17 protein-coding genes are annotated in these 17,672 nt (G+C 71.6%); 14 read left to right on the forward strand and 3 right to left on the reverse strand.

What is annotated here, in order from left to right:
• The 8 genes from ACR807_RS35600 to ACR807_RS35635 all read left to right on the forward strand — a co-directional run.
• A partial coding sequence (locus ACR807_RS35600) for a trypsin-like serine peptidase (protein ID WP_438925901.1) occupies window positions 1-660 on the forward strand: 660 nt, incomplete at its 5' end.
• A gap of 139 nt (window positions 661-799) precedes the next feature.
• The gene (gene rpsF, locus ACR807_RS35605) at window positions 800-1,171 is read left to right on the forward strand and encodes a 30S ribosomal protein S6 (RefSeq protein WP_438925902.1); all 372 of its coding nucleotides are present in this window, start codon (window positions 800-802) and stop codon (window positions 1,169-1,171) included.
• A gap of 12 nt (window positions 1,172-1,183) precedes the next feature.
• Window positions 1,184-1,687: a single-stranded DNA-binding protein gene (locus tag ACR807_RS35610; RefSeq protein WP_438925903.1), complete on the forward strand. Its 504-nt coding sequence runs from the start codon at window positions 1,184-1,186 to the stop codon at window positions 1,685-1,687.
• A 52-nt stretch (window positions 1,688-1,739) separates the two neighbouring features.
• The gene (gene rpsR / locus ACR807_RS35615) at window positions 1,740-1,979 is read left to right on the forward strand and encodes a 30S ribosomal protein S18 (protein ID WP_015805710.1); all 240 of its coding nucleotides are present in this window, start codon (window positions 1,740-1,742) and stop codon (window positions 1,977-1,979) included.
• Window positions 1,980-1,992: 13 nt separating this feature from the next.
• Window positions 1,993-2,451, forward strand: coding sequence for a 50S ribosomal protein L9 (rplI, locus tag ACR807_RS35620; RefSeq protein ID WP_438925916.1), 459 nt, complete (start codon window positions 1,993-1,995; stop codon window positions 2,449-2,451).
• 422 nt (window positions 2,452-2,873) lie between these two features.
• Window positions 2,874-5,312, forward strand: coding sequence for a replicative DNA helicase (gene dnaB, locus ACR807_RS35625; protein ID WP_438925904.1), 2,439 nt, complete (start codon window positions 2,874-2,876; stop codon window positions 5,310-5,312).
• An 85-nt stretch (window positions 5,313-5,397) separates the two neighbouring features.
• A complete protein-coding gene (locus ACR807_RS35630) occupies window positions 5,398-6,648 on the forward strand; it encodes a serine hydrolase domain-containing protein (RefSeq protein ID WP_438925905.1) in 1,251 nt (416 codons plus the stop codon).
• 117 nt (window positions 6,649-6,765) lie between these two features.
• Window positions 6,766-7,977 carry a cytochrome P450 gene (locus tag ACR807_RS35635; protein ID WP_438925906.1) on the forward strand — a complete coding sequence of 404 codons (1,212 nt, stop codon included), beginning with the start codon at window positions 6,766-6,768 and terminating at the stop codon, window positions 7,975-7,977.
• Between the two features lie 64 nt (window positions 7,978-8,041).
• On the opposite strand, the gene ACR807_RS35640 is transcribed toward ACR807_RS35635, so the two are convergent.
• The gene (locus tag ACR807_RS35640; protein WP_438925907.1) at window positions 8,042-11,179 is read right to left on the reverse strand and encodes an ATP-binding protein; all 3,138 of its coding nucleotides are present in this window, start codon (window positions 11,177-11,179) and stop codon (window positions 8,042-8,044) included.
• A 420-nt stretch (window positions 11,180-11,599) separates the two neighbouring features.
• Between ACR807_RS35640 and ACR807_RS35645 the strand changes: the two genes are divergently transcribed.
• The 4 genes from ACR807_RS35645 to ACR807_RS35660 are packed head-to-tail and all read left to right on the forward strand — an operon-like array spanning window position 11,600 to window position 14,763.
• A complete protein-coding gene (locus tag ACR807_RS35645; protein ID WP_438925908.1) occupies window positions 11,600-12,295 on the forward strand; it encodes an HIT domain-containing protein in 696 nt (231 codons plus the stop codon).
• A 4-nt stretch (window positions 12,296-12,299) separates the two neighbouring features.
• Window positions 12,300-13,376: a thiamine-phosphate kinase gene (thiL, locus tag ACR807_RS35650; protein ID WP_438925909.1), complete on the forward strand. Its 1,077-nt coding sequence runs from the start codon at window positions 12,300-12,302 to the stop codon at window positions 13,374-13,376.
• Window positions 13,373-14,140 carry a hypothetical protein gene (locus tag ACR807_RS35655; RefSeq protein ID WP_438925910.1) on the forward strand — a complete coding sequence of 256 codons (768 nt, stop codon included), beginning with the start codon at window positions 13,373-13,375 and terminating at the stop codon, window positions 14,138-14,140. The genes thiL and ACR807_RS35655 overlap by 4 nt, the downstream gene beginning before the upstream one ends.
• The gene (locus ACR807_RS35660; RefSeq protein ID WP_438925911.1) at window positions 14,137-14,763 is read left to right on the forward strand and encodes a class I SAM-dependent DNA methyltransferase; all 627 of its coding nucleotides are present in this window, start codon (window positions 14,137-14,139) and stop codon (window positions 14,761-14,763) included. The genes ACR807_RS35655 and ACR807_RS35660 overlap by 4 nt, the downstream gene beginning before the upstream one ends.
• Here ACR807_RS35660 and ACR807_RS35665 read toward each other — a convergent pair.
• A complete protein-coding gene (locus ACR807_RS35665) occupies window positions 14,760-15,164 on the reverse strand; it encodes an HIT family protein (RefSeq protein WP_438925912.1) in 405 nt (134 codons plus the stop codon). The genes ACR807_RS35660 and ACR807_RS35665 overlap by 4 nt on opposite strands.
• 200 nt (window positions 15,165-15,364) lie before the next feature.
• Complete coding sequence (cmk, locus tag ACR807_RS35670) at window positions 15,365-16,039, reverse strand: (d)CMP kinase (RefSeq protein ID WP_438925913.1); 675 nt, start codon at window positions 16,037-16,039, stop codon at window positions 15,365-15,367.
• Between the two features lie 230 nt (window positions 16,040-16,269).
• On the opposite strand from cmk, the gene ACR807_RS35675 reads away from it, so the two are divergent.
• Entirely contained in the window at window positions 16,270-16,827 is a 558-nt protein-coding gene (locus ACR807_RS35675; RefSeq protein WP_438925914.1) for a TetR/AcrR family transcriptional regulator, read from the forward strand.
• A 25-nt stretch (window positions 16,828-16,852) separates the two neighbouring features.
• Window positions 16,853-17,672, forward strand: an 820-nt coding sequence (locus tag ACR807_RS35680; RefSeq protein WP_438925915.1) for an exonuclease domain-containing protein, incomplete at its 3' end; no start/stop codon positions are given.

Here is a 17,672-nt window from a genome sequence, read left to right on the forward strand (position 1 = left end):
GCGTCGATCATCGCGCCCGACGAGCGCACCCAGGTCACCCCGACCACGGTCTACCCGGCGCGCGCCAACGTCTACTTCACCTACACCAAGCCCAACGGCGCGACGAGCTGGTGCACGGGCTGGCTGTACGCGGCGAACGCCGTCGCCACCGCGGGCCACTGCGTGCACTCCGGCGGCGCGTCCGGGGCCTGGAACACCAACTTCACCGTCTACCCGGGCCGCAACGGCGCCACCTCGCCGTACGGCAGCTGCGGCACGTCCGGCGTCTTCAGCGTCACCGGCTGGACCCAGAGCGCCAGCGTCGAGTACGACTACGCCGCCCTCAAGCTCAACTGCACCGTCGGCACCACCACCGGCTGGTACGGCATGAACTGGGCGTCCACGCCCGGCGCGGGCAGCGCGGTGAGCAGCGCCGGCTACCCGCAGGACAAGCCCAGCGCCACCCAGTGGCTCACCAGCAGCGCGGTCTCGGCCCTCTACACCCGCCAGGTCGCCTACCACCTGGACACCGTGGGCGGGCAGAGCGGTTCGGCCGTCTACCACGTCGGCTGCACGACGTACTGCGCCATCGCGGTGCACGCGTACGGCTACGGGGACCACAACCGGGGCACCCGGATCACCGAGCCGGCTTTCGCGAACTTCCACAACTGGAAGCTGTGAGCGACGCCCGACCTGCGTGAACAGGCCCCCGGACTTACCCGTCCGGGGGTTTGTTACCCTTTTCGGGTTGCTGACGCGACAGACCCTCCTGCCACGGAACGTCCGTGGCCGCCGAGTCCACAGGAGGTGAGTGGTCCACATGCGTCATTACGAAGTGATGGTCATCCTCGACCCCAGTCTCGACGAGCGCACGATCGCGCCGTCCCTCGACACGTTCCTCAACGTCATCCGCACCACGGGCGGCAACGTGGAGAAGGTCGACGTGTGGGGCAAGCGCCGGTTGAGCTTCGAGATCAACAAGAACGCGGAGGGCATCTACGCCATCCTCGATCTGACCTCGACCCCCGACGCGGTGAAGGAACTCGACCGCCAGCTCGGCCTCCAGGAGACGGTGCTCCGGACCAAGGTCCTGCGCCGCGACCCGGTCCGGGCCGCCAAGACCGCGGCGAAGGTCGCGGCCAAGGCGGACGCCAAGGCCGCCGCGAAGGCCGCCAAGGCAGCCAGGGCCTAGGAGCTCCCGACCATGGCCGGCGAGACGACGATCACGGTGGTCGGGAACCTGACCGCCGATCCGGAACTGCGCTTCACCCAGTCGGGTGCCGCGGTGGCGAGCTTCACGGTCGCCTCCACGCCCCGCACCTTCGACCGCCAGAGCGGCGAGTGGAAGGACGGGGAGGCGCTGTTCCTGCGGTGCAACGTGTGGCGGCAGGTCGCGGAGAACGTGGCCGAGTCCCTCACCCGCGGCTCGCGCGTAGTCGTGACCGGGCGGCTTCGCCAGCGTTCCTTCGAGACGAAGGAAGGCGAGAAGCGCACCGTCATCGAGCTTGAGGTCGACGAGATCGGCCCCTCGCTGCGCTACGCGACCGCGAAGGTCAACAAGGTGAGCAGGGGTGACGGCGGCGGCGGCTTCGGCGGCGGCGGCGGTCAGTCCCGCGGTGGCGGTGGCGGTGGCGCCCCGGCTGACGACCCGTGGGGTTCCGCCCCGCCGGCCGGCTCCGGTGGCTTCGCCGACGAGCCCCCCTTCTAGACCCGCGCACCGGTCCATCCACACTTCACCGCGTAATACCAGGAGTCCACACATGGCCAAGCCGCCTGTGCGCAAGCCCAAGAAGAAGGTCTGCGCGTTCTGTAAGGACAAGAACGCCAACCTCATCGACTACAAGGACACCACCCTGCTCCGGAAGTACATCTCGGACCGGGGCAAGATCCGCGCCCGCCGGGTCACCGGCAACTGCTCCCAGCACCAGCGCGACGTCGCGGTCGCCGTCAAGAACGCCCGCGAGATGGCGCTGCTGCCCTACACCTCGACGGCTCGCTGAGAAAGGGGACGGCATCGTGAAGCTCATCCTCACCGCTGACGTGACCGGCCTCGGCGGCCCCGGCGACATCGTCGAGGTCAAGGACGGCTACGGCCGCAACTACCTGCTGCCCCGCGGCCTGGCGATCGTCGCCACCAAGGGCGCGGCCAAGCAGGTCGAGGTCATCCGCCGTGCGCAGGAGACCCGCCGGGTCCGCGACCTGGACCACGCCAAGGAGATCAAGTCCTCCCTGGAGGGCCTGGGCTCCGTGACGCTGAAGGCCAAGGCCGCGGCGGGCTCGAAGAAGCTGTTCGGCTCCGTCACCTCGGCCGACGTCGTGTCGGCCGTGCGCGCGGCCGGCGGCCCGACGCTCGACAAGCGGGCCGTGGACCTGGCGGGCCACATCAAGACCCTCGGCAAGCACTCGGTGAACGTCCGCCTCCACCCGGAGGTCACCGTGGCGCTGGCCGTCGAGGTCGCCGCCCAGGGCTGAGCCCAGGCACTTTCCACGCGGGAGCGCCGTTCGACCAGGTGTTCTGGTCGGGCGGCGCTTTCGTGCGTTCGGCTGTGGACAACTCGTGTGACGCGGTGTGCGCGACACGCCGAAGAGGCGGTAACACGCGACACGCCGGGGCTGTGACATACCGGTTGTCCACAAATTCATCCACAGGGTCTGAGCAGGCACAACTTCTGTCACGGACCCACTTGTACCCAAGTTGTCCACAGGTTTCGCAGGCCCTGTGGTCAGGTTCGGCCCGCCATCCCCAAGCTGTCCACCGGGTTGTCCACAGTCCCGTTTGCCTGGTCCAACCGGGGGCCTCTAGCGTCGCTGAATCGCCGCACCCGGGTTACCGGCTTTTGTCGGTCGGACGGGGTAGAAACATCCGCACGGCAGCAGATTGGGGTGAGCTCACGGTGGCGCTGGTGGACGACCGGGGCATGGCCGAGCCCGGCTTCGAACGGCAGCCGCCGCAGGACCTCGCCGCCGAGCAGTCGGTGCTGGGCGGCATGCTGCTGAGCAAGGACGCGATCGCCGACGTCGTCGAGGTCCTCGCGCCCAACGACTTCTACCGCCCGGCGCACCAGGCCGTGTACGACTGCGTCCTCGACCTGTACGGCCGCGGCGAGCCCGCCGACCCCATCACCGTCTCGGCGGAGCTGGAGCGCCGGGGCGAGCTGCTGCGCGTCGGCGGCGCCCCCTACCTGCACACCCTGATCGCCACCGTGCCGACGGCCGCGAACGCCTCCTACTACGCCGAGATCGTGGCGGAGAAGGCCGTGCTGCGGCGCCTGGTGGAGGCGGGCACCCGGATCGTCCAGCTCGGCTACAACGGCGCCGAGGGAGCCGATGTCGACGAGGTCGTCGACCGCGCCCAGGCCGCCATCTACGAGGTCACCGAGCGCCGCACCACCGAGGACTACGTGGTCCTGGAGGAGCTGCTCCAGCCGACCATGGACGAGATCGACGCCATCGCCTCGCGCGGCGGGTCGTCGCTGGGCATCCCCACCGGGTTCGCCGACCTGGACGAGCTGACCAACGGCCTGCACCCCGGTCAGATGATCATCGTCGCGGCCCGGCCGGGCGTGGGCAAGGCGCTCGCCCTGGACACCCCCCTCGCCACGCCCACGGGCTGGACGACGATGGGCGAGGTCGAGGTCGGTGACCACCTCGTCGGGGCCGACGGCAGGCCCACCAGGGTGGTCGCGGCGACCGGGGTGATGCACGGCCGGCCGTGCTACGAGGTCGAGTTCTCCGACGGCACCGTGATCGTCGCCGACGCCGAGCACCAGTGGCTCACCGAGACCCGCGCGTCGCGGCGCTCGAAGCACGCGTCCGCCGAGGTCCGCACCACCCGGGAGATCGCGGCGACCCTGCGCTGCGGCACCGCCGACGCCCGCCTGAACCACTCGGTGACCAACACCGCGCCGCTCGACCTGCCCGAGGCCGACCTGCCGATCGGTCCCTACACGCTCGGCGCGTGGCTGGGCGACGGGCACTCGGCGTCGGCGCGGTTCACCACGGCGGACCCGGAGATCGCCTGGCACGTCGAGGCCGAGGGCTACGACGTGGTGCCGCACGGCGGTCTCCTCCACGGCATCCGGCTGCCCGCGCCGACCTGCCCCGACTGCGGGGGGCCGTCGAGCGGTTTGCGCCGCTGCCAGGACTGCCACGGCAGGCACGGCACCGTCCAGGCGCTCCTGCGGGGCCTCGGGGTGCTCGGCGACAAGCACGTCCCCGCCACCTACCTGCGGGCGTCCACCGCCCAGCGGCGGGCGCTGCTGGCCGGTCTGCTCGACACCGACGGGACCGTCACCGCGGGCGGCTCGGTGCAGTTCTCGGTGACCAACCGGCGGTTGGCCGAGGACGTCCGCGAGCTGGTCGTCGGACTGGGCTACCGGTGCTCGACCAGCACCAAGCGGGTGCGCGGGCGCAGCGAGGAGTCGTCGACCGCGTACATCCTGACGTTCGGCACCGAGGACGACGTGTTCCGCCTCGAACGCAAGCGCCTCGTGCTGAAGGAGCGTCGCCGGGCCGCGGGCACCGCCCGCACCGGATCGCGGTTCATCGTCGACGTCCGCCCGGTCGAGAGCGTCCCGGTGCGGTGCGTCGAGGTGGACAACGCGGACCACCTCTACCTCGCCGGCCGGTCGATGGTGCCCACGCACAACTCGACGCTGGGACTGGACTTCGCCCGCTCCTGCTCGGTGAAGCACGGTCTGACCAGCGCCATCTTCTCGCTCGAGATGTCGCGCACCGAGATCGTCATGCGCATGCTCTCCGCCGAGGCCCGCATCCGGCTCGGCGACATGCGAGGCGGCAAGATGAGCGACGACGACTGGACGCGGTTGGCGCGGCGGATGAGCGAGATCAGCGAGGCGCCGCTGTTCGTGGACGACTCGCCGAACCTGACGATGATGGAGATCCGGGCCAAGGCCCGGCGGCTCAAGCAGCGGCACGACCTGCGGCTCGTGGTGGTCGACTACCTCCAGCTGATGTCGTCGGGCAAGCGCAGCGAGTCCCGCCAGCAGGAGGTCTCCGAGTTCTCCCGGAACCTGAAGCTCATCGCCAAGGAGCTGGAGGTCCCGGTGATCGCGATCAGCCAGCTGAACCGAGGCCCGGAGCAGCGCACCGACAAGCGGCCCCAGCTGTCCGACCTGCGCGAGTCCGGCTCGCTGGAGCAGGACGCGGACATGGTGATCCTGATCAACCGGCCCGACGCGTGGGAGCGCGACGACCCGCGCGCGGGTGAGGCGGACCTGATCATCGCCAAGCACCGCGCCGGTCCGACGGCCACCATCACGGTGGCCCACCAGCTGCACTACAGCCGGTTCGCCGACCTGGCCCAGGGGTAGGCCGCGCCGTCGGCTCGGCGTCGGGGTGGCTCGGCGTCAGGGTGGTGGCGGTGCGGTGTCAGGGTGGCCGGTGATCGTGGTCGCCATGACGAGTTCACGGAACGGGGCCGCGTGGTCGCGGTCGAGCAGGGGTGCCGGGCGCGGTGGGGTCCGGCGGGCGGGGGTCCGGCGGGCGGGGGTCGTGGCGCTGGTGGCGTCGCTGCTGGTCGGGCTGGTCGCGCCGGGGGTGGCCGTCGCGGACCGCGCCGTCGCCGCCGGGCAGGACCGCCCGGAGCTGCGGGCGATCATGCGGGAGACCGTCGACTCGGGCATCGCGGGGATGCAGCTGCGGGTGCGCGACGAGCGGGGCGAGTGGGTCGGCAGCGCGGGCGTGCGCAGGCTGGGCGGGGCCGCGGAGCCGCCGACGGACGGGCGGTTCCGGATCGGCAGCGCCACCAAGACGATCACGGCGACCGTGGTGCTCCAGCTGGTGGCCGAGGGCGCGGTGGGGTTGGACGCGTCGGCGGCCGACCACCTGCCGGGTCTCGGGTTGGACCCGGGGATCACGGTGCGGATGCTGCTCCAGCACACCAGCGGGGTGTCCAACCACACCGGCGACGTCCGCCCGGACGGGACGGTCGAGCCGGGGATCACCTGGTCGGGCCCGGAGTGGGTGGAGGGCCGGTTCCGCACCTACCGGCCGGTGGAGCTGGCGCGGTACGCCCTGTCCAGGCCGGCGCGGTTCGCCCCCGGCACGGGCTGGAGCTACAGCAACACCAACTACGCGCTGGCCCTGCTGCTGATCGAGGCGGTCACCGGCAACTCGTACGCCGACGAGGTCCGGCGGCGGGTCCTGCGGCCGCTCGGGATGCGGGACACCGTCGTGCCGGGCACCTCCGCGGGCATCCCCGGGCCGCACGCCCACGCCTACTACCGGTACCAGAAGGACGGCCGGGAGGAGGTCGTCGACATCACCCGCCAGAACCCCTCGTGGGTGCCCGGCGCCGGTGACCTGGTCTCGACCACCGCGGACCTGGCCGCGTTCATGGCCGGCCTGACGGGCGGGACGCTCCTCCCGGCGCCGCTGCTGGCCGAGATGCGCGAACCGCACCCCGCGACGGGCTACGGCCTGGGGCTGTTCGTGCTGGACCTCGGTCCGGGCTGCGGCGGCGCGGTCCTCAACCACAACGGCGGGGTGCAGGGCTACGCGACGCTGATGTACCGCTCGGTGGACGGCAGCAGGACCCTGACGGCCTCGCTGACCTACGTGGACGACGCCGAGCTGTCCCTCCAGGGGGTCTTCCGGGAGTCGTTGGGGAAGCTCCTCGACGAGGTGTTCTGCGGCGGGCAGGGGTAACGGCGCAGGGGTGACGGCGCGGGGATGACGACGTGGGGGCGGTGTCCGGGCCGTGTCAGCGGCGTGTCAGGTCACCCGGTGATCGTGGTGACCACAACCACCACGAGAGGACACCGGATGACCAGCACCGTCCCCGTACCGCAGGGCCTGCCCACGGAGCGCGACGCGGGTCCCTTCGACCCGCCCCGCGCCATCACCGGGCTGCGCGGGGCCCGCCCGGTCAGCCCGCTGCTCTTCCAGGACGGCCACGAGGGCTGGCTGATCACCGGCTACGACGAGGTGCGCCAGGTCCTCGCCGACACCCGGTTCAGCTCGCGCCAGGACATCGGCGTCCTCCACATGCCGTACGAGACCCCCGGGATGCCGGCGCCCACCGAGCCGTCGCCGCAGGTCCCGGGCCTGTTCATCGCCATGGACCCGCCGGACCACACCCGGTTGCGGCGGATGCTCACCGGCGCGTTCACGGTCAGGCGGATGAAGGCGCTGGAGGAGCGCGTCGTCGAGCTGGCCGAGCGGCAGCTCGACGAGGTGGCGCGCCTGACCCCGCCGGTCGACCTGGTCCGGGAGTTCGCGCTGCCGCTGCCGTCGCTGGTGATCTGCGAACTGCTCGGCGTCCCCTACGAGGACCGGGAGTCCTTCCAGGCGAACTCCGCCAAGTTCATGGAGAGGGAGGTGGCGCTGGAGGACAAGATGGCCGCCTACGGCGCCCTGAACTCGTACCTGGCCGGGCTGGTCACGCGCAAGCGCGCCGAGCCCGACGACGACCTGCTGTCCGACCTGGCGCGCCACGACGAGCTGACCGTCGAGGAGCTGACCGGCGTCGCCTTCCTGCTGCTGCTCGCGGGCCACGAGACGACGGCCAACATGCTGGGGTTGGGCACCTTCGCGCTGCTGGAGCACCCTGAGCAGCTGGCGGCGCTGCGCGCGGAACCGGACCTGCTGCCCGGCGCGGTCGAGGAGCTGATGCGCTACCTGTCCGTCGCCGACATCTTCTTCCGCTACGCCACCGAGGACCTCGAAGTGGGCGGCGAGACGATCCGCGAGGGGTCGACGGTCATCGTCTCGCTGCTGGCCGCCAACCGCGACCCCCGGCGCTTCGAGGACCCCGACACCCTGGACGTCCGCCGCGGCGCCCGCGGCCACCTGGCCTTCGGGCACGGCGTGCACCAGTGCCTCGGCCAGCAGCTGGCCCGCATCGAGATGCGTGCCGGGTTCGAGGCGCTGCTGCGCCGCTTCCCGACCCTCGGGCTCGCCGTTCCCGCCGGCGAGGTGCGGGTCAGGTCCGACATGAACATCTACGGCGTGCACGAGCTGCCGGTCACCTGGTGATCGCGCACGGGCGGTCGGGGGGCGCGGGCGGTCGGGGAACGCGGGCGGTCGGGGGCGCGGGCGGTCAGGGGGTCAGGGCGTCCTCGGCCAGTTCGCGCCAGTCCGCCCGCGCGCCCTCCAGGGTGACCTCGGTGAACCGCGCGTCGCCGAGGTCGCGGCGCACCGCCGCCTCGACCCGGACCGCGTCCGGGTGGGAGCGGTCCGGCAGGCCGCGCACGCCGGCGCTCGCCGCGAGCAGCCGGGCGGCCTGCTCGGGCCGCTCCCGGCGCAGCGCCAGGTCCGCGATCCCGACGAGCACCCGCGCGACCAGGACCGGGTGCCGGGCCTCGGCCGCCGCGCGGAAGGCCGCCGCGCGGTGGTCGCGGACCTCGTCCAGCCCGTCGGCGAGGTAGCCGAGCAGGTCGTGCGCCATCGCGCGGATGTTCGGCTGCTCGGCGTCGTCGCCCAGCGCCGCCGTGGCGACGGCGAACTGCCGGCGCGCCTCCTCGGCGTCACCGCTCCAGCGGGCCAGCTCCGCCTTCAGCAGGGCCAGTTCGACGACCGTCTGCGGCCAGGCGGTCCGGTCCGCGTGCCGCTGCGTCTCCACCATGGCCGCCGCGCTCGCCCGCGCGTCGCCCAGCAGCCAGTACAGCTGGGCCTGCCGCGACCGCATCCGCACGACGTCCTCCAGCGCGCCGAGCTCGGTGACGACCGCGATCGCCTGCTCGTAGTGCTCGCACGCGGCGGCGAACCCGCCGCGCACGGCGATCCGGTCGGCCAGCTCGGCCAGGGCGAACGAGATCCCCCACCGCTCGCCGATCGCGCGGAACTCGGCGAGCGCCGCTTCGAGGTGCGCGTCCGCCTCCCGCCCGTCGTGGCCGAGCACGATCCGCAGCTTGCCCAGGTGCAACCGGGCGAGGGCGCGCACCCAGGGGTCGTCGTCGACGAGCAGCGCTTCGAACGCGGGCAGGAACGCGTCCTGGCCGTGCAGCATGCTCTCCAGCGGGCCGATGAACCGCACCGCCGGGTGCGGGCTCGTCACCCGCAGGCTGATCTCGTGGGCCTTGCGGATCCACTCCTCGGCCCAGAACTGGTCGCCCGGCCCGGAGGTCACGAACGACACGATGAACGCGTACACCACGACCCGCGTCCCGTCGGGCACCTCGCCGGGCACGGCGGTGGCCGCCATGATCAGCTCGTTGCCCTCGGCCTTGCGCCCGCCGAGCCACCAGTACCAGGCGGCGGCGGCCGCGAGCCGCATCGCCCCGTGCGCCTCGCCCGCCGCGAGGGCCCCCCGCATCGCGGCGACGACGTTGTCGTGCTCGCCCTCCAGCGCGGCGAGCCACTCCAGCTGCTCGGCGCGGCGGAGGTGCGGTTCGGCGGCCTCGACGAACCCGGTGAAGTGCGCGAGGTGCGCGCGGCGCACCGACTCCGCCTCGCCGGCCTCCGCGAGCCGGTGCGCGGCGTACTCCTCGATGGTGCCGAGCAGCCGGTAGCGCGGGGCCGCGTCGCCCTCGGTGACCACCAGCGACTTCTCGGTCAGGGCGGTGAGCAGTTCGAGCACCTGCCGCGGTTCGACGTCGTCGCCCGCGCACACCCGCTCGGCCGCCTCCAGGCTCGCGCCACCGGAGAACGCCGAGAGCCTGCGCAGGACCACCCGCTCGGCGTCGTTGAGCAGCTCCCAGCTCCAGTCGATCACCGCGCGCAGCGTCCGGTGGCGGGGCAGCGCGGTGCGGCTGCCGCCGGTCAGCAGGCGGAACCGGTCGTCGAGGCGGTGGGCGAGCTGGTCGAGGGACATGGTGCGCAACCGGGCCGCGGCCAGTTCGATGGCCAGCGGCATCCCGTCCAAGGCGCGGCAGACGCGCGCCATGGTGGACAGCGCGGCGTCGTCGACCGCGAGGTCCTTGCGCACCGCGCCGGCCCGTTCGCGCAGCAGCCGGACGGCGGGTGAGGACCCGATCGCGTCGGCGTCGGCGTCCACCGGGGGCAGGGCCAGCGGCTCGACCGGCCACAGCGCCTCGCCGGTGATGCCCAGCGGTTCCCTGCTGGTCGCGAGGACGCGCAGCCGCCGGCACTCCCCGAGCACGCGGTGGGCGAACTTCGCCGCCGCCTCGATCACGTGCTCGCAGTTGTCCAGGACCAGCAGCGCCTCCCGCTCGCGCAGCGCGGCGACGACCCGGTCCGCCGGGTCGGCCTCCACCGCGCCGCCGAGCACCCCGTCCCGCAGGCGGAGCACGGCCAGCACGGACTGCGCCACGTCACCGCCCGCGACGACGGGCGCCAGCTCCACCAGCCAGACCCCGTCCGGCAGGTCGTCGAGCAGCGTGCGGGCGGTCTCCGCGGCCAGCCTGGTCTTGCCCGAGCCGCCCGGCCCGATCAGGGTGGTGAGCCGGTGCCCGGTGACGAGCCCGCGGACCGCGGCGACGTCGGCGTCCTTGCCGACGTAGCTGGTCAGCTCGGCGCGCAGGTTCGTCCCGCGGCTCTCCTCCCGCCGGCCCACCTCGCCCCGCAGCAGCGCGACGTGCAGCGCGGACAGCTCCGGCGAGGGGTCGACGCCCAGCGCGTCGGCGAGGGCCTCCCGGGTGCGCTGGTAGACCTCCAGCGCCTCGGTGCTCCGGCCGGCCGCGCCGAGGGCGCGCATCAGCGCGGCGACCAGCCGCTCCCGCAGCGGGTGCGCGGCCACCAGCCCGGTCAGCTCGGCGACCGGCTCCGCGCCGAGGCCGAGCCGGACCTCCGCCTCGAAGCGGTCCTCCAGCGCGGTCAGGCGCAGCCCGTCGAGCCGGGTGACCGCCGCGTCGAACGCCGCGCTGTCCGACAGCCCGACGTCCTCCAGGGCCGCGCCGCGCCACAGGCCGAGCGCCTCGCGCAGCAGTTCCGCCCGCCGGGGCTCCCCGCCGGTGCGGGCCCGGGTGACGAGGCGTTCGAACCGCACGGCGTCCACGGAGTCGGGCTCCACCGCCAACCGGTAGCCGCCCGCCTGCCCGTCGACCACCCCGTCCGGCAGCACCCGGCGCAACCGGGAGGCCAGGCGTTGCAGGGCGTTCGCCGCGTCGGACGGCGGGCGCCCGCCCCAGATCCAGTCGACCAGCGTCGCCCTCGGCACCACTCGGCCGGGCTCCAGCGCGAGGGCCGCCAGCAGCGCGCGCAACCGCGCGCCGGGCACCTCCGCCGGGACCCCGTCGTCCGCGCGCACCTCGAACGGTCCGAGCATCCCGATCTGCACCCGGCGATTCTGCCGCAGGCGGTCCGGCCGTAGGTCCGGCATCGACGAACAGGAACAGCCGCGGGAGGTGGGATGGCCGATGAAGTCGTGGCCGCTGCTCCCGGGCAGGCGGTGCACCCCGCGGTCCCGGACCGGCCGTCGGTGCATCGGCAAGCGCCGACGCCCACCACAGGTCATTCGGCGAACGCGCTGCGGGAAGCCGCATTTATCGGTTTCACCCGAGCAAAAGATTCACCGCGCCCAGGAATCATCGAGCTCCCGATGTCGTTTTCGATCGACACCCGGAGATGCCCGCACAACTGCGGACGTGCACCTGCCTCGTCCGAGCTAACCTCGACAGAGAAGCGTGGGACCGCGTGTTCCGCACGCAAAATGCAGCTTGCGTCGAGCCGTACCGGGCAGCAGACGACAGGGGGGACCATGATCAGCACCGTGCAGTGCACGGGAGCCGATTTCTGCGAGGAGATCTCAGGCGCGGTCGACACGTCCTTCAACCGGTTCTACGAGGGAAACCCGCCTTCTCGCCGAATCTATTCGTCCGAGAAGTTCACGTTGCTCGCCGACATGTCACCACTCGCGGTCGGCCACCTGCTGTTGCTGCCGAAAAAACACTACCTGTCCTTCGCCCAGGTCTTTCGCGGGCACCCGGGCGAAACCGAGAGCCTGGTCGGGCAGGTGACGCGCCTGTACGCCGAGACCTTCCGCGAACCGCTCGTCATGGAGCACGGGTCCACGGCGAACCACGAGAGCCACGCCTGCATCACCCACGCGCACCTCCACTTCCTCCCCGTCGACGGGGACGCCGTGGACGAACTGATGATCGCCGACGGACTCCGCCACCTGGACCTGCCCTCGCCGGCAGCCCTGGGCAGACCCCCCTGGCCGGACTCGGCTTACTTCCTGCGCCTGTACGGGGGGCACTGCCGCGTGTACCTCCCCACGGCGGGGCAGCGGAGGCAGTACCTGCGTTCGGTGGCCGGTACGACGCTGTCGATCGACGACCCCGAATGGGACTACGCCGTCGTCATGCGCAAGGAAGCCCTCCGGTCGACGATGCGGACGGTCGAACACTGGCCCGAACGCCTCGGATCGCCCGATGCGACCCCGAAGGACTGACGACGTGCCGCAGGACAACGTTTTCTCGGACGAGCCGACCAGACTGGCAAATACTGTCGTCAGAATTTTCAGCAATCAGGTCGACGCTTTTTCCCCGGTCGTCCGGCTCGACCGGAGCAAGGTCGAACTGATCGCCGGCGCGGACGCCCAGGACGACTGTGCGATATTCCGGTTCAGCGGGGAACACGATTTGGTCGTCGGCTCCGACTACGTACGCGGACCCAAGTTCCGTTTGTATGAAATGGGTTACCTGGACGAGTACGACCTCGGGTACTACCTGGCCTCCGCGAACATCAGCGACATAGCCGCGATGGGCGCTCACCCCATCGGCCTGCTCTCCGTGGTGCGCTACCCGCCCGACATGACCGACAGTGTTTTCGGCCGTGTGCTGGAGGGCATCCGCGATGCCTGCGCGCTGTCCGGCTGCCAGAACGTGGGCGGCGACGTCGGCGGCGCCGAACGCCTCATCCTGTCCGCCTCGGCCCTGGGCGTCTGCCCTTCGGGCGGTTCCCTGCTCCGGTCGGGCGGAAAACCCGGGGACGTCGTGTGCCTCACAGCTCCCACAGGACTGGCGGGCGCGGCCATGGCCTACCTGCGAGCGGGTGTACCCGACTCCGCCATCGACTCGGACCACCTCGCCGGCATGCTCGCGAACTGGAAGCGCCCGACACCTCGGGTCGAGGAGGGCTTGGCGCTGAGCGGCAGTGGCGTCGTGACGAGTTGCCAGGACACCTCGGACGGCCTGAAAGCCACCCTGGAGGCCATCGCGGAGGCCGCTGGTGTCGGCATCACCGTGCACCAGCGCGACCTGCCCGTGCCGGACGCGGTGAACGCCGTGGCCGCGCACCTCGGGCTCGACCCGCTGACGTTGTCCATGGGGGACTCGGTCGACTTCGAACTGGTCTTCACCGTCCCCGCGGAGCACGTCGACGCCCTGTCCGACCAGCTCCGCTTCCACCGGATCGGCGTGGTGACCGAAGACCGGGACGTCGCCCTGGTGCGTACCGACGGAACGCGCACGAGCCTGCCGGGCAGGGCTTGGCGACATTCCCCGAACGAGTCGGGCGACCGCAGTACGTGAGGAGGGCAACGGCCAAGACCATCGACAAGGCGGTACTGCTCTCGGCGACGCTGTGCCTGGCCGGCAAGGCGTACGACGTGCCCTCGAAGCAGTTCTGGACCGCTGTGCTGGACAACCGCCCCTACCTGCTGCTCGTGCTCCTCGGCATCGCCGGCGTCTTCGGTGCGCTGACACCGTTCGAGAGCCGGCAGTCGCGTTCCGCGGCGAACCGCGACGTGGTCATGCGGCGCCGCGTCCTCTCGACGTTCGGCACGTTGCTCGTGATCAGCCAGGAAGTGCGGCCGCCGCTGCCGATGGGGGATCTGGCCATGCACTTCTGGCGCAAGCGCAGGACCCTGCGACACCCGGTGCGCGGTGTGCTCAAGCGGGTCGCCACCTACCGGATGTCGAGCTACCCGGCGACGCGCAAGTTCCACCCCACGCGGGGGGTTGGTGCGGTCGGCTTGTGCTGGCAGCTCGACCGCGAGATCGAGTTCGACGTAGCGCCGCTGGTCGCGCAGCTCACCGACCGCGAGAAGTTCGACGAGCACGTCGCGAGGTTCGGGGCGGCTTCCGTGATGAACCTGTCGTGGAAGACCTTCCAGGAGGTGAAGCACCGCACCGCACTGTTCGCCACCCCGATCAGGAACGGCCGCAACAAGTTCATCGGCTGCATCAGCGTGGACGCCAGTCGCGGTCACGGGGTCCTCCACCGACGTGAACTGCTGGAGGAGATGAGCAACCTCGGCATCGCCATCGGACGGGAGAACTTCGAGTGCACGTGAGGCCGGACACGGCGAGGGGCATCGCGCGGTCGACCCGCCGGATCTACAACGAGCGCGCCGACGAGTACGCCACGACGACGGGCCACCTCGACCAGTTCCCCGGCCTCGCCCTCGAACTGGACAGGTTCATCGACGCGGTCCCGCGCGACGGTCTCGTGCTCGACCTCGGTTGCGGCGTCGGCCGTGACTCCGAGTACCTGACCGCGCGGGGTGCCACCGTGATCGCCGGCGACCTGAGCGAACGCATGCTGGAGATGACCCGTTCCCGGTGCGACGCCGTCGAGGTCGTGCAACTCGACCTGCTGTCGCTGCCGTTCCGAGGTGGGGTGTTCGGCGGGGTCTGGGCCTGCGCGAGCGTGCTCCACCTGCCGCGCCGCCACCACCTCGAGGTCTTCCGCGAACTCGGCCGGGTTCTCGGGCCGGGAGGTGCGGTCTCGATCAGTTTCAAGGAGGGGGAGGCGGAGGGGTGGATGGACGGCGGTCGCCTGTCGCTCCAGCGGTGGTTCTCACTGCGCACCCGCGCGTCCGTCGTCTCCGAACTCCAGGTCGCGGGCTTCGGGTCCGTGCGGTCCACGTCGAGCCGTCGCGGCACCTGGTTCATCGTGGACGCGGTCAAGCGCTAGGAGCCCCACTCATCCGGGTCGGTGCCGGGCAGCACGTGCCGGACACCCCCTCGGGGATCGGCCACGTCGTCGCGGTAGCGCGGGATCAGGTGGATGTGCAGGTGGTCGATGGTGCGGCCCGCGGCGCGTCCCTCGTTGACGCCGATCGTGTAGCCGTCCGGGTGGTAACTCCGGTCGAGGAGCCGCCGCGCCTCCTTGATCAGTGCGTAGACCTCGGCGGCCTCCTCGGCGGTGAGGTCGAAGTAGCTCTCCACGTGCCGTTTCGGCACGACCTCCACGTGTCCCTCGGCTGCCGGGTAGTTGTCCCGGCGCACGTAGCACAACTCGCCGTCCACCAGCAGGTCGTTGATCGACGTGTCGTCGAAGCTGCAGAACAGGCAATCAGCCCCCCTGGTAGCCACTGCTCCGACTTCTCGTACCGCTGCTGATCGCCGCATCACACTCCTCGCTCTACATGTAGCCCACCGATCAGTGCTCAGGCCGTACCGACCTGATCAAGGTAGCGCGCCCTCACCGGTCGGGAGAGCAACCTCCTCCATTCGGATGCACGCCTTCCGATTGTCATGACGGTCGCGTCGTCACACCGGTATATCGCCGCCGATCATGGAATCGGCACACCGCGGCTTTTGCACACCGAGGCCATGCGGTCCACCACCTGCCCGAGCGTGAGTTCGGTGGTGTCGATCATGAGCGCGTCCCGGGCCGGCACCAGCGGCGATGCCGCGCGAGCCATGTCGATCCGATCGCGACGGATCACGTCCTGGAGCACCTCGTCGTACGACCCCGCACGCTCCTGGGCGACCCGGCGCGCGGCCCTCGCCTCGGGGGCCGCGGTCAAGTAGAACTTCACGGGTGCCGCCGGGAAGATGACCGTACCGACGTCCCTGCCTTCCACCACGCATTTCGCCTGGGAAGTGGCCCACAGCCGCACGAGTTCCGTGATCCGACGACGGAGATCGGCGATCTTGGCGACCGCCGAGACCGCGACGTTGACCGATCCGGAGCGCAATGAACTCGACGAGTACCGACCGTCCGCCAGGAGGCTCGTCGTGCGACTCTTCTCGATCAGGTCGTCGCACAACGTCACCACCGCATGTTGATCATCAGTGGGAATTCCACGTTGCAGAGCTTCGAAGGCGACGATACGATAGGTCCGGCCACTTTCGAGGTACGTGAGACCGAAAATTTCGGCCAGCGCCAGGCAGGTAGAGGTTTTACCAGCGGCAGCCGGCCCGTCCACCGCGACGACAACCGGTCCGACACCATCGGTGAACATTCATTCCCCTAGCAAGCAAATGCGCTTCTACCGAAGGACAGCGGTTAGGGCGCAGAGATTACCAGCACACAATTCGCACATCGTCCGCATTTTTGCGGTGCGCTGAATGGCGCCTGAATGGCATTAGCGTGTTTCCCCAGCACAGCCGGCGTGTCTCACCCTGCAGAGTTGGCCAGATTCATCCAAATGAGACGCGTGTGACGGGACGTGAGGACCCCTACGATCGTGGGATGCCACCTGACGCGGCGCGGCGCAGCGACCGGTCCAGGCGGGCCATCCTGGTGGCCGCGTTGGAGCTGGTCGAGGCGGTCGGGTACGCGCGGTTGACGATCGAGGCGGTGGCGTCCCGGGCGGGGGTCGGGAAGCAGACGATCTACCGGTGGTGGCCGTCGAAGGGGCCGCTGCTGTTCGACGCGTTCGTCGAGCTGGTGCCCGCCGTGCCGGACGCGGTGATCACGCACGACCTCGTGGGCGACCTGGTGGTCGAGCTGCGGGACGCGGTGGTGGAGCTGGAGGACCGGCGGTTCGACCAGGTGTGCCGCGCGCTGGTGCACGAGGCGCGGACCGACCTGGTGACGCTGCTGCTGATGCCCCGGCGGGTGGTGCTGGAGGAGCGGCTGCGGGTGGCGCGGCGGGCGGGCGAGGTGCGGGTCGACGCGGACCTGGAGGCGGTGGCCGAGCTGCTGCTGGGGGCGCTGTACCAGCGGTGGCTGCTGCGCAGCGGGCCGTTGACGCGGGAGTACGCCGACTCGGTGGTGGCGCTGGTGGTGCGGGCGCTGCGGGCCTGACCGGGGTCGGTAGGGTGCGCCGGTCATGGGGTACGCGGTGGTCGACGTGGAGACGACCGGGTTCGCCGCGCGGCGCGCGGACCGGGTCGTCGAGGTCGCGGTGGTGCGGGTCGACGACGGCGGCCGGATCACCGACGAGTGGTGCACGCTGGTCAACCCCGGCCGCGACCTGGGGCCGCAGCACGTGCACCGGATCAGCGCGGCGGACGTGTGGCACGCGCCGTCGTTCGCCGAGGTGGCGGGCGCACTCGCGGAGCGGTTGGCCGGGCGGGTCGTGGTGGCGCACAACCTGGCGTTCGACGCGCGGTTCCTGGCCGCGGAGTTCGCCCGCGCCGGGGTGGACGTCGAGGTCGACGGGCTGTGCACGATGCGGCTGGCCGGCGGTCGCCGGTCGTTGGCGGCGTGCTGCGCGGCGGCGGGGATCGAACCGGGGACGGCGCACTCCGCGCTGGACGACGCGCGGGCGACGGCGCTGCTGTTCGCCGCGCAGCTCGCGGACCCGGCCGCGTTCCCGCTCCCGGGGCGGTTCCCGGGGCCGTTCCCGGACCTGGGGCTGACCGCGGCGGTCGCCGAGGTGCGGCGGGGCGTGGCCGCGGGCGCGTCGGTGACGCCGGTGCCGGTGACGCTCGCCCGGGGTGACGCGGTGGTGTTCACCGGGCAGACGCGCACGCCGCGCGACGTGTGGCTGGACCGCGCGGCGTCGTCCGGCCTGGTCGGCCGGGGCTGGGTGACGAGGTCGACGCGGGTGCTGGTGGCGGCCGACCCGTTCACGCTGTCGGGCAAGGCGCGGCGGGCGCGCGCCTACCGGGTGCCGATCGTGTCCGAGGACGACTTCACCGCGATGC

The organism is Saccharothrix sabaoui (genome assembly GCF_051756985.1).
Lineage (GTDB): Bacteria > Actinomycetota > Actinomycetes > Mycobacteriales > Pseudonocardiaceae > Actinosynnema.